A 12,408-nucleotide genomic window follows, 5' to 3' on the forward strand; every position below is an offset into this window, starting at 1 on the left:
TATGGAAATCCTTGTTAGTTAATTGGTCAGTCGTAGTTTTTTTTCTTTATGGATACGTAATTTCCCGATACCGGCTTCCTTTGATCGTCGCCGTCGGCACAATCGTTTGCAATGGAATGCGGTCGTTGCCGTTCGCGTCGCGGAATACGCGGCGGGGAATCGGCTCATCGGACACTCGGAACAATGTCGCGTTGCTCAGTACGCCGTCCATCCGCATCCGATCCTGAATGCCGAGCACGGCGGAGGGCGCCAGCGTCACGGCAGCGATAATTTTCTCCAAGTCCATTCCGCAAGCAAGAAACTTACTCATCGTAGTGGGCAAATCGTAAACCGGGCCGTTGATGTTGCCCATGTGAATATCGGTGCTGATCGAGAACGGCAAATGTCCTGCGGCAAGCGCTCTTTCGCAAATATCGAAATTAAAGCTTGCCGCTCCATGGCCGACGTCGAGCAGCACGCCTCGCGCCAGCGCGCGCTCCAAAGCCGGTCCGGCTCGCCCGTCCGCTTCCCACGGATGGCCGAGCTTGCCGTGATAGCAATGCGTGATCACATCGCCCTCCCGAAGCAGATTGAGGACATCGTCAATGAGAGGCGGCGCTTCGCCGATATGTACCATGAGCGGTACACCGGCTTCCTTCGCCGCAAGCAATGCCAGCTGCAGCGGCTGAAGTCCCATGCTGCCGACGATCATGCCGCTGGACCGTACCTTCACCCCGCAGACGAACGGCCGATGCTCAAGTACGGCTTGCACCGTCCGGTCCACATTGATCAGGCTCAAATCGGACCCCTCCCGGAGGTGCACAAGCCCGATCGAACTAATATTCAGCCACGAGACGATTTCGGTTTCGAATTGCGGCGCTACGTACCGCCGCAGTCCTTTAACGGTCGCTTCGCCGGCGCTGCCCGCATCGGCAAGCACATGAACGCCGGTATTCAAACCGACCTCATCGGGCAGAACGCTAAGGGGAGCGACGCCGTCATAAACGTGCGCATGCAAATCGATCCAGCCGGGGCTGATGAACACCTCCGGATCCGCAATAACCGGCTTGGAGCGGTCGAGACGGTATCCGTCGCTCGCGTGAACCAAATAAGCGGAATAAACGGTCGATTGAACGGGGTCGATGACTTTTACTGGGACCGGTAGAGTCATCGTCTACTCCTCCCAAGCATCCAAACCGAGCAGCTTGCGTCCGAGCGGCGTCAATTCCGGCGGGCCGTCAAAATTCGTTTGCTCCCAGTTTCTCGGGTCGCCGGGAAACGCGGCTCCGTCCGGAGCTTTCCGGTTTCGCCATTTATCAACGCGATCCTCACGGGCTTTCGCGTCGTCCTCCCGTGCCGGATACATCGTAATATATTGGGCGTATCGCGGCGTTTGCGCATGATTGTGGCCGTTTCCGTGCGGCAGCAGCGTATCCCAGATGACGAGATCGCCCGCTTTTCCGGGAATCGGCTCGACTTCGTAGCCGGTTAAATCGGGCACCCACGGATTCCGGTCCGCAGGCTGTCTTTGGAGATACGCTTCCAACTCCCGGTAGATGCCCGGCACGCACTGAAAGCCGCCTTGATTTTCCGCCGTATCCGCCAAATACAATACGCCTTGAACTCCGCGAGGCCGTTGAATCGGATAAGTCACTTTCGACGTATCGGTATCCCAGTGGATGAACCCATAGTTCAACTCCGGATGCTCTTCTCTTGCAGGCGGCTTCATATTGACGCGGTCCATGCTCACCCAAAGCTTTCTCTCGCCGAGAAGCTGGGCGAACGCCTCGTAAACGGCCGGGAGCTGCCGGTTTTCCCACATCGATTGGTGATGGTACATTTCCACCATGCCGCCGCCGCTTAAGACCCCCTTAGGCGGATCGTACCAGTTTTCAGGGTCGGTCGGATCCTTCCCTAAACAGTCCCAGATCGCCTCGATCACCCGGTCGCAATTGTCCTTCGGCACGATTCCTTCAAGCTTGACGTAACCGTTTTCCCGGAAGAACGTCACATGTTCCTTTGTGATCATAAGTTTGTCACCCTCCATGCACATTAAATTTTGTAACTCTATTGGACTTTCTTTACTCACATATACGTAATGCGATCCTTATAATCCTCCAGCATTTTCCGATTTCGCTCATCGGCGCCGTCGATATTTGCGGATAATAATACGGGCGGTTCGACCCCGGCCTTCAGCAATTGCGCAATCGTCTCCGAAATGACGGCATGCAGCATCGTGACGCCGATCACGGTTGAGCTGGGCGCTGTTTTCACCGGAAGGCCTTCAATGTCCAATACAGCATCTCCGACCGGCGATCGGACGTCCAGCACGTAATCCGCCAGTTCAAAAAGCCTCTTGCCGCTGGAATGACGACTGGCAACACTTGCGGAATATAGGGTGGAGGTGAGCGCGACGACTGTAATCCGACGCTCGCGCGCCCATAACGCCATCTCTATCGGAACGTCGTTGCGCCCCGATATGGAGGCGATAACCAGTACATCGCCCGGTCGAACGGCGGATTCCGAAAGCACCGCCGCCGCGATGCCGGAAATGCGCTCGTATTTGCTCGTCCTTGTCACCGGAGCGCTCTCAAGCGTCATGCCCGGAGCAAAGATCGGATTGATCAGCATCAGTCCTCCGGCGCGGTAGAAAACTTCCTGTGCGAATATGCTGGAATGGCTGCAGCCCGTTATATAAACAGTGCCGCCGTCCATAATCGTTTGCTTGAACAAATCGGCGACCCGCCGCATTTCATCGGTTTGTGCCGCCAGCACATCGTCCAGGGCGGAGCGAATGACGGAAAAATAACGCTCGATCACAAAATAGCACCACCTCTATCGCTGTAGAGCCGCGCGGCTTAATACCCGGTTTCCGCATACTGCCGGTAGCAAAGCTCGTTATGCTCGGCGCTCCCCGGATTGTTGATCGATTTCAGTATGGAAGGCTTGATGTTTTTTTCTTGAAGCAGCTCTACCGTATGGGCGGTTACGGCCCACATAATGGCGGAAGCGGCCAATCCCGAAGCGGGACAAATCGCTGCGCCGGCGCCAGGCACCTGAACCATCGCATCCATCGGCGGAGCGCAATTATCGAGCACAAGATCCGCCGCTTCGAACAACCGCATGCCGCTGGAATGATCGCTCTTTAATTGGGAGGAATAAGCTACGCTGGTCATCCCGATGACGTATACCCCAAACTGTTTCGCGGCAAGCGCAAGATCGACCGGATGGACCGTTTTCCCGGACACGCTGCCGATAATCAGTACGTCCCCCGGCTGTACTCTGCTGGCTTTGAGCGCGTACCGCATGTATCCGTCTAACGAGCGGTCAACCTCCGGATGATCCGGGCGCAGCCGTACGTCGTCGTCCACCTCAAACCGCACCCTTAACGCGCGAAAAGCCGTTAATCCTCCGGCCCGATTAATGAGCTCGCTGTCAAGCATATGTCCGGTGTCATAAATATGAATGCATCTCCCGCGAGCCATAGCATCCGCGATCGCTTCCGCGGCTCTTTCGATATTTTTCGTTTGGGTTTCGCACACCTTTCGAATCAAACCGTTCAGTTCCGAAAAAAATTGTTCTTTCAGCATAGCTTCCCTCCATAAACATTACTGTGGGATAAAAGCGCAGCGTTGTTCGATTTCATTAGTTGCCATATCTTATTGTCGCTTTCGGTTTTTTATGTCTTGGGAAGGGGAAATGTTGCCGCATGTTGGCTCCGCAGCGCAAAAAGGAAATTATTCGAATGGTCGAGGAGCAAGGCTTTGTCGAGGTTTCCGATTTAAGCAAACGCTTCGACGTGTCAGAGGTTACGATTCGTTCCGACCTGCGGGAATTGGAACAAACGGGGAAAATCGAAAGGAAGTACGGCGGAGCCGTATTGAAGGAGTGCGACATTTTGCCGTTTCCGCATTCCAATCAATTGCTCAGGGAACGAAAGAGCGCCATTGCCGCCGCGGCGGCAGCCTTGATTCAAAGCGGAGACAGCGTATTTTTGGACTCCAGCACGACCGCTTGGTTTCTGGCCATGCAGATGCGCAAGCTTCAAGACATTACGATCATCAGCAATTCGATTCCGGTGTTTGAGCTGTTTAAGGAATATACCGAAGGGAACCTGATTGCGATTCCCGGGGTGCTGAACCCGACGACGCAATCGTTCGTCGGACCTATTGCGGAAGAGCTGATTCGCCGTCTGCACTGTTCGAAAGCTTTCATTTCGCCTAAAGGCATTCTCCCGCAAGGACTTCGGGAAAACAGCATCATGGAAGCTTCCGTCCGCAAAGCGATGATCGACGCATCCTCCGAAACGATTTTGCTGGCCGACCACAGCAAGTTTCTAAACAACCGGACATTGTTTGGAATCGACGATTTCAGATCGATCCGCACGGTCGTTACGGATCAAACTCCTCCTCGGGAATTTCTCGAATTGTTCGAAAGGCGCGACATTCGTCTTATTGTGACGGAGGGATAGGAATGAAGCCGGTCTATATTATGTCGCTGGACGGGGGAGGTACGAAGCTAAGCTGTCTGATTGCGGATCGAAACGGGGAAATTTGCGGCCAAGGGAGCGGGGGAGCCGCCAATTCCACCTTCAACCGCCCGGAACAGATCGCAGCTTCGATCTCGAACGCGATTGAGTCCGCGCTTGCCGGAAGCGGCTTGCACGGCTCCTCCATCACGGACGTATACTGCGCCATGCCCGCCGCTCCGGAAATATACTGTAAAGCCATCATGGATAGTCTTCACAATAGCGTTCGAATTCGGCCCGTTTCGGAGTTTGCCATGTCTTTATACGCCGCCATTCAGCAAGAACAAGGGGCGCTGACGCTCTCCGGCACCGGATCGTTCGCAGCCGCTCAAACCGGCAAAAGCCTGTATCACGTGGGCGGCTACGGCTCGCTGTTCAGCGACGAAGGCTCCGGGTACGACATCGGGCGGCTGGCGCTGAACCGATGCCTGCATATGTCGGACGGAATCGGGCCGTACACGATGTTGTATGAAAAGGTGGCGGAACAGCTTGAACGTCATGGAAAGAGTCATATCGTAGATATTTATTCATTTCCTGCCGGCGAACAAAGAACGTTCATTGCCTCGATCTGCCGCTTGGTCGGAGCGTGCGCAAGAGAAGGGGATCCGGTTTCGATGGAAATATTGCAGGAAGCGGCCGAACGGCTTGCTTTTCAAACGAACGGCCTGCTTGCCAAGTGCGGTGACGAGATGTTCCCCGGGTTTCCTGTAACCGTTTCCGGCGGGGTTTGGAAAGCTCATCCGATCCTCTTTTCCACCTTCGCGCGACTCGTCAAACAACAGCATCCGCAAGTAAAGATGATGACGCCTCTCTTTGAGCCCGTTGTCGGCGGCATATTGCTCGGCCTGCGCGACCGCTCCGTTGACCGATCGATATCCCTGTTGAAACAAGAGTACCGCGAATATGTATTCCCTCCGATTGTCTGACAATCAAAATGTTCGAAAATGATGAATGTACCTTCGGGCAAGTACATAAAAATGAACTAATTTCGAAACCGCAAACAACTGAAGATGAGCGAAAGTCATTTGAAACGGGAGGGTGAAAGGACATGAGGAAGGTCGTAACCGTATTTACGCTGCTCGTATTGTTCGCATCCGTCTTTTTGTCGGCTTGTTCCGATAAGTCCGGAGGAGGAGGCGGCGACACGGAGTATACGGAAGAAGAGCTCGCGAAATTTGAAGAGATGGAATGGACCGACCCCGGCTTGTCTTGGAAACAAGATACGTCACCGGTAAGCTTTACGGCTTATATAGACCATGACTGGTATCCTGTGGATACTTGGGGCAAGGACGAGGTATCGCAAGAAATTACGAAAAGAACCGGCGTGACGCTGGAAGTGACGAAAAGCTCCGATCCGCAGCAGCTTCAAGTGCTCCTCGCGGCCGACGAGCTCCCGGACTTAATTTTTACGGATAAGCAAGTGGAACGGTTCTTTAATTCGGATCTCGTATGGCCATGGGATGAATTGATCAAAAAATATGCGCCGGAATTCATGCATTTGATCGACCCGATCGAAATCGTAAACAATACTGCTCCCGACGGACATTTTTACACGTTAAAAACGCACTACAACAATACGGAAGCATGGGCGGACGAGAGAAATCTTCCGTCGCCCGGCGACCCGGGCTTCTACGTCCGCGAGGACATTATGAACGAGCTCGGCAACCCGCCGCTCGAATCGTTCGAGGACGTACTCGCCGTATTCCGCATGGTGAAAGAAAAACATCCGGATATGGTCACGTATTTGCCTCATCCGACTTGGACGAATCCGTTCATGGATTTCCTGGGTCTGCGGGGCGCGGGGGCGGCGTTCCCGGATGAAGCGGGAAATATTACGTACGGATTTATGAAGCCGGAGTTTTTGGATTACTTCAAATTTATGAACCAGCTGTACCGCGAAGGCTATTTAAGCGCGGAGAGCTTCGCTTATAAGCCGGAGCAGTTTTTCCAAATTGTCCGGAGCGGCAAAGTTTTCGCGGCGTCGTATAACTCGGGGCTTGCGGACGATACGAACAAAATTTTCGACGAGAGCGGCGTCAAAGGCAAATTCGTGCCGGTCGTCAAAGCTCTGACCTACAAGGGCGAGGATAAATTAAAAATTATCGACGCTTCGGTCGGCTGGTCCAGCTTCTTTATCTCAAAGAAGGTGAAGGATCCGAAACGCGCGATCCGCTATGCCGAGTTCCTGAAGAGCCCGGAAGGCGATCAGCTGACGCAATGGGGAATTGAAGGGAAGCACTATAAGCTGAACGATGACGGATTGCTCGTTCGCGATCCCGAGGTCGCCAAAAAAGATGTGACCGAAACCGGGATCGGGCCGTGGTATTTCCAAGCGAGCGGATTGGGTGAAGGGGTTGCCGTCTCCTCCAGCGTTCTGAACAGTCAATATCACGCCGGGGTCGAGCTGCTCAAATTCAGAAAGACCCGTTATGTGCGCGACCCTGCCTTGTCCTTCACGAAGCCGGCTGCGGACACGGAGGAATTCAACATCAGCGTGAAGCTTGCGGACTTGTGGACGAATACCCAGGTAGGCATCATCACATCCTCGAGCGAGGAAGAAGCGGTAGCGAAATATAACAAGATGATCGACGACGCGAAAAAGATCGGTGTAGATAAGCTTCAGCAATATATGACGAATAAATACAAGGAAGCGAAGAAGAAGTACGACGCCATCAAATAATATGTCATTTAGCAAAGTACCGGTAAATGGCAGCGTCCATTTACCGGTATTTCTTCACACTTCGAAGCCGAACTCGTAAAAAGGAGGGGTGTCCATTGCAAGGCGGCAAACTTCTTTGGAAGCAATTCAAATCCCAGCTGTTTTATCAGGTATGCGCGTTACTTGGGATCGGGTTTCTGCTCGTATTTGCTTATACGCCGATGGTAGGAATCATCATCGCGTTTAAGGATTACAAGCTGTCCTCCGGGATTCCCGGTTTTATTACAAGCGAATGGGCCGGATTTAAGTGGTTCGCGGAATTTTATCACGACATTCGATTTTGGCAAATTATTCGAAATACGGTCGTCGTGAGTATTTTAAAGCTTGTGTTTACGTTTCCCGTTCCGATTATTTTCGCGCTTGTGCTCAACGAAGTGCGAAGACAGCGCGTCAAGCGGACCGTGCAGACGGTCAGCTACCTGCCGCACTTTATTTCCTGGATTGTCGTTTCCGGCATGCTGTTTTCGTTCTTTAACGAACAAACCGGGGTCGTGAACCAGGTGCTTGTCGGCAGCGGAATGACGGACAAAGGGATATCGTTCCTGTCGGATCCTGCGTATTTCTGGCCGATCGCCGTGCTGAGCGATATTTGGAAAGAGATGGGCTGGTGGACCATCATCTTCTTAGCCGCTATCGTAGGGGTCGATCAATCGCTGTACGAAGCCGCAGTTGTGGACGGAGCGAGCCGCATCCAGCGAATTGTGTACATCACGCTCCCCAGCATTAAAGGCACGATCATTATTGTTCTGATCCTGAGCATCGGCAATTTGTTCGGCGGCGGTTTAGGCGGCTCCAACTTCGAGCAGTCTTATTTGCTCGGGAACCCGGTAAATAACAGCGTGTCGGAAATTTTGCAAACGTATACGCTGAAGATGGGGCTTGCCCAGGGCCGGTATTCATACGCAACGGCGATCGGATTGATCCAGTCCGTTATTTCCTTGCTGCTCATTTACCTTAGCAATTTCCTATCCAAACGGTTTTCCGGGGTCGGGTTATTTTAAGGGGGATACGAAATGGGTTCGAGCGCGATAAAACGAAGTACAGAGGATTATTTCATCGATTTTTTTGTCTATACCGTGTTAATCGTTGTTTTCGTCATGACCGTTTATCCGTTTTATTATTCGCTCATTATTTCGTTTAACAACGGAATCGATGCGTCGCGCGGAGGCATTTTTTTCTGGCCTCGCGAGTTTTCCTTGGATAATTATAAAGCGGTGTTTTCAAACTCCGCACTGCTGCAGGCGTTCGGGGTAACCGTATCCCGCACGTTGGTCGGAACTTTCTCCACCTTGCTGTTTACGGGACTGTTCGCCTACAGCATCTCAAACAGCCAGCTGCTGTTCCGAAAGTTTTATGTCACGCTGTTAATTATCGCAATGTACTTTTCAGGCGGCTTGATTCCGTACTTCATCTTGCTTAAGAAGCTGTATCTCATGAACACGTTTTTGGTTTATATTATTCCGCTGCTGCTTAACGCTTTTTACGCCATTATTATGATGAGCTTTTTCAGGGAGCTTCCGTACGAAATCAAGGAGTCGGCCAAAATGGACGGCGCCAGCGACATGCGCATTTTTTTCAGCATCGTAATCCCGATTTCGACTCCTGTCTTTGCCACGATCGCTTTGTTTGCCGGAGTGGAGCACTGGAACAGCTGGTTCGATTCGGCGTTCTTCGTTCAGGATAAAAACTTGAAGACGATTTCGTTTATGCTTATGGAGCTTATCAATAAGGCGAATTTGACGGCCGTGCAAGGATCGGACATGGAGCGGGCGGCTACCTATGCGGCACAAACGTTTACCGCGGAAACGATCCGGATGGCGACGATGATCGTCGTAGTCATCCCGATCATCTGCGTATACCCGTTCTTGCAGCGTTATTTCGTAAAAGGCATTATGGTCGGCTCGATAAAAGGATAGTCGGGGGAAACGGTGATGACTAAACTGGGAGACAACCATATTTACCGCCGCTTGGGCGTGCGCCCGTTCATCAATGCTGCGGATTCGTACACGACGATCGGGGGATCACGAATGCCGCACGAGGTGCTCGAAGCGATGCGTCAAGCGGCGGAGCACTTTGTCGAGCTCGATGCGCTGCACGACCGAATCGGCGAGGAAATCGCCCGATTGACCCGCAATGAAGCGGCGATGATCACAAGCGGCGCCGCAGCCGGCATCGCGCTGTGCGTAGCGGCTTGCGTTACGGGCTTCGACCCGAGCCGGAAGCGCAGCTTTCCTCACTTGGAGCAATTGAAGAATGAGGTTATTATTCACCGCTGTCAGCGCAACGGCTTCGACATGGCGGCGGATGTGCTGGGAGTACATATGATTGAAGTCGGAGACGAACGCGCAACGTACGCCGAAGAGCTGGAGGGCGCCATCGGACCGAAAACGGCTTGCATTCTGTATTTCGACACCTCTCAGTACGCGAAAGCTGCGATTCCTGTAGAGAAGGCGGCCGATATTGCGCGAAAGCGGGGAGTCCCGCTCATTGTCGATGCCGCGGCACAGCTTCCGCCGGTAGACAATCTATGGCGGTATACGGAGCTTGGCGCCGACCTTGTAATTTTTTCGGGGGGAAAGACGCTGCAAGGGCCGCAGTCGTCGGGATTTATCGTAGGGAAGAAGGAGCTCGTTCGCGCATGCCGCATGCACGCGGGACCGGCAGCCGACGCCGTCGGCCGGCCGATGAAGGTGGGCAGGGAAGAGATGGCTGGGTTGCTTGCGGCGATCGAGCGGTATGTGAAGCTGGATCACGCCGCCGTTCGCAATCGGCATGAGCGAGTGACGGAAATTTTTATGAAGGAGCTGGGAAGCCTCGGATACAAAGCCGAACGAGCTTACCCCGGCCCGACCGGGCAAGACTATGCGTTCGCCATGTTCGATATGCGCGGCGCGAGTTTGACCGCGGATGACATACTGCGGCTTATGAAGGATGGCGAACCGGCGGTATTGGTCGCTTTGGCCCGCGAGAAGGAAAACCATTTTTGCTTAAATCCGCTTCACGTTGCCGATGAAGAAATTCCGGTCATTATCGAACGGTTTAAGCAGCTTGGGCCCATTGAGTACGTATCGTCGGAAGCTTGAGGGCGGGGGACGCGCGGATGGAAAAACAATATAAGACGAAGGAAGACATTTGCACGCACTTAGGGGATGAATATGACCGTTTTTTAGGGGCCATCGTTCCGCCGATCTTTCAAAACTCATTGTTTACGAGAAAAACGGCATACTCCGGCTACGACTATACGAGAATCTCGAATCCGACGACGGAAATCGCCGAGGAGAAGCTTGCCGCATTGGAAGGCGGCGAAGCGGCCATATGCTTGGCATCGGGAATGGCTGCCATTTCGTCGGCGATTATGCATACGATAGCTAAGGATGCTCATGTCATTTGCCCGATCCATGCATATCCTCCGGCCAAAGCATTCCTTAGCGACTATTTGCGAAGGTTCGGAGTCGAAACGACGTTCGTTACCGGAACGTCCGTCGATGAATTCGCCGAAGCGATTCGCCCGAATACGAAGCTGATTTATTTGGAAAGCCCGGCTTCGCTCGTGTTTTCTTTGCAGGACATCGGCAGCTTGACTCAATTGGCTAAGCTTCACGGCATCCGCACGATCATCGACAATACATGGGCAACGCCTTTGTTTCAAAATCCGCTGTCGCTCGGCGTCGATCTGGTCGTGCATTCCTCCTCAAAATATTTAGGAGGGCACAGCGACATTATCGGCGGCGTCATCGTCGGCAATCGGGAGATGATTACGCAAATGACTTACTCCGAAAGAGCTTTGTTCGGCGGAATTATGGATCCGCACGCCTCATGGCTTCTATTGCGGGGGCTTCGAACGCTGCCTGTTCGCATGAAGCAGCATCAAGCCGCCGGTCTGGACGTTGCCGAATTTTTGGAACATCATCCGAAGGTGGAGCAGGTGTTTCATCCCGGCCTGCCAAGCCATCCGCAATATGAGCTTGCGAAGCGCCAGCTTTCCGGTTATTCCGGACTTTTCAGCTTTATTCCGAAAGGCACCGCCCAAGGGATCAGGAGCATGGTAAAGGCGCTTCGTTATTTCGAGGAAGGTCCGAGCTGGGGAGGGTTTGAAAGCTTGATAACAACTCCGGGGGTAGGAATTACAAGCGAACAATCGGTAATGACCGGCATCCCGCAAGGGCTCGTTCGTTTATCGATCGGGCTTGAGCATACAGATTCATTAATTGAAGATTTGGAAGAGGCTTTGACATTCTTGTGACTTTAATGCTGGAGGGGATGGCACATGGCAATCATTGAACAAGTGTTGGAAAGCAAGGGCATTATTTTGGAAAAACCGCCGACACCGGTCGCGCAATACGTGCCGGCCAAAACCGCAGGCAATCTCGTCTATACGTCGGGCTGCGACTGCCGGATCAACGGGGTACATATGTTTACCGGAAAAATCGGCAAAGATTTGACGATCGAACAAGGCTACGACGCAGCGCGGCAGGTCATGATCAATATACTGGGCGTACTCAAGGACCATCTCGGCGATCTCGATCGAATCAAGCAAGTCGTCAAAATGCTTGCGTTCGTCAATTCCGCCGAAGGCTTTGTACAGCAGCCTTACGTCGTGAACGGCGCATCCGATTTGTTGGTAGAAATTTTCGGCGAGAAAGGCCGCCATGCGCGCTCCGCCATATCGGCCAACGAGCTGCCGTTCGACACGCCGGTGGAAATCGAACTCATCGTAGAAATCGAATAATGTTATTTGAAAATGATGTTTACCCCGGCGCATTTTTTTGATAAGATAATCAACAATATTAAAATGCGACGAAGAGAAGAGTAAATAAACGGATACTTTCTCAGAGAGCTCCGGCAGCTGAAAAGGAGCATTGGATCGTTTATTGAAAAAAGACTCAGAGCAGCACTTCGGAACCTTGTTCAAAGGGGATGGCGTGCCAGGAGCTCCTGTTACAGAGCTAAAGTATACGCATAACGCCGGTATACGCCGGTAATGCCGTACTTGAAGAGGCTAATATGGCGACATATTGGCGAAGACAGGGTGGTATCGCGAGGAAAACAAATCTCGTCCCTTAGACAATTCGTCTTAGGGGTGGGATTTTTTTAATGTAGCAAAAGAAAACCGGCTATCGTAACATACGATAACCGCCGTTCAAGCTTATTCATCATGTTAAATAGAAAGGAACTGAAGAGT

At 52.7% G+C, this 12,408-nt stretch carries 12 protein-coding genes and 1 other annotated feature; of the genes, 8 read left to right on the plus strand and 4 right to left on the minus strand.

The annotated features are described in order from the left end of the window. Positions 1-46: 46 nt before the first annotated feature. Genes PT964_RS09355 through PT964_RS09370 form a run of 4 tightly spaced genes read right to left on the minus strand, consistent with a single transcriptional unit; the run spans position 47 to position 3,569 of the window. Positions 47-1,150: an amidohydrolase/deacetylase family metallohydrolase gene (locus tag PT964_RS09355; RefSeq protein WP_274363094.1), complete on the minus strand. Its 1,104-nt coding sequence runs from the start codon at positions 1,148-1,150 to the stop codon at positions 47-49. Between the two features lie 3 nt (positions 1,151-1,153). After that, positions 1,154-2,008 carry a phytanoyl-CoA dioxygenase family protein gene (locus tag PT964_RS09360; RefSeq protein ID WP_274363095.1) on the minus strand — a complete coding sequence of 285 codons (855 nt, stop codon included), beginning with the start codon at positions 2,006-2,008 and terminating at the stop codon, positions 1,154-1,156. Positions 2,009-2,064: 56 nt separating this feature from the next. Beyond that, positions 2,065-2,799 carry an SIS domain-containing protein gene (locus tag PT964_RS09365; protein WP_274363096.1) on the minus strand — a complete coding sequence of 245 codons (735 nt, stop codon included), beginning with the start codon at positions 2,797-2,799 and terminating at the stop codon, positions 2,065-2,067. Positions 2,800-2,837: 38 nt separating this feature from the next. Beyond that, the gene (locus tag PT964_RS09370; protein WP_274363097.1) at positions 2,838-3,569 is read right to left on the minus strand and encodes a sugar isomerase domain-containing protein; all 732 of its coding nucleotides are present in this window, start codon (positions 3,567-3,569) and stop codon (positions 2,838-2,840) included. A gap of 119 nt (positions 3,570-3,688) precedes the next feature. Between PT964_RS09370 and PT964_RS09375 the strand changes: the two genes are divergently transcribed. The 8 genes from PT964_RS09375 (at position 3,689) to PT964_RS09410 (ending at position 11,955) form a co-directional block, all read left to right on the plus strand. Beyond that, the gene (locus PT964_RS09375; RefSeq protein ID WP_274363098.1) at positions 3,689-4,450 is read left to right on the plus strand and encodes a DeoR/GlpR family DNA-binding transcription regulator; all 762 of its coding nucleotides are present in this window, start codon (positions 3,689-3,691) and stop codon (positions 4,448-4,450) included. A 2-nt stretch (positions 4,451-4,452) separates the two neighbouring features. Beyond that, positions 4,453-5,433, plus strand: coding sequence for an N-acetylglucosamine kinase (locus tag PT964_RS09380; RefSeq protein ID WP_274363099.1), 981 nt, complete (start codon positions 4,453-4,455; stop codon positions 5,431-5,433). A gap of 122 nt (positions 5,434-5,555) precedes the next feature. Continuing rightward, the gene (locus PT964_RS09385) at positions 5,556-7,187 is read left to right on the plus strand and encodes a type 2 periplasmic-binding domain-containing protein (protein ID WP_274363100.1); all 1,632 of its coding nucleotides are present in this window, start codon (positions 5,556-5,558) and stop codon (positions 7,185-7,187) included. A 95-nt stretch (positions 7,188-7,282) separates the two neighbouring features. Then, complete coding sequence (locus tag PT964_RS09390; protein ID WP_274363101.1) at positions 7,283-8,227, plus strand: ABC transporter permease; 945 nt, start codon at positions 7,283-7,285, stop codon at positions 8,225-8,227. Between the two features lie 12 nt (positions 8,228-8,239). Next, entirely contained in the window at positions 8,240-9,142 is a 903-nt protein-coding gene (locus PT964_RS09395) for a carbohydrate ABC transporter permease (RefSeq protein ID WP_274363102.1), read from the plus strand. A gap of 15 nt (positions 9,143-9,157) precedes the next feature. Further along, on the plus strand, positions 9,158-10,309 hold the full coding sequence (locus PT964_RS09400) for an aminotransferase class V-fold PLP-dependent enzyme (protein ID WP_274363103.1): 1,152 nt from the start codon (positions 9,158-9,160) through the stop codon (positions 10,307-10,309). 17 nt (positions 10,310-10,326) lie between these two features. Continuing rightward, positions 10,327-11,469 carry a trans-sulfuration enzyme family protein gene (locus PT964_RS09405; RefSeq protein ID WP_274363104.1) on the plus strand — a complete coding sequence of 381 codons (1,143 nt, stop codon included), beginning with the start codon at positions 10,327-10,329 and terminating at the stop codon, positions 11,467-11,469. A 24-nt stretch (positions 11,470-11,493) separates the two neighbouring features. After that, positions 11,494-11,955, plus strand: coding sequence for a RidA family protein (locus PT964_RS09410; RefSeq protein WP_274363105.1), 462 nt, complete (start codon positions 11,494-11,496; stop codon positions 11,953-11,955). Between the two features lie 59 nt (positions 11,956-12,014). Beyond that, positions 12,015-12,290: a binding site (T-box leader), on the plus strand. The last annotated feature ends 118 nt before the right edge of the window (positions 12,291-12,408 follow it).

Origin of the sequence: Paenibacillus thermotolerans, assembly GCF_028745515.1 — a bacterium.
Lineage (GTDB): Bacteria > Bacillota > Bacilli > Paenibacillales > YIM-B00363 > Paenibacillus_AE > Paenibacillus_AE thermotolerans.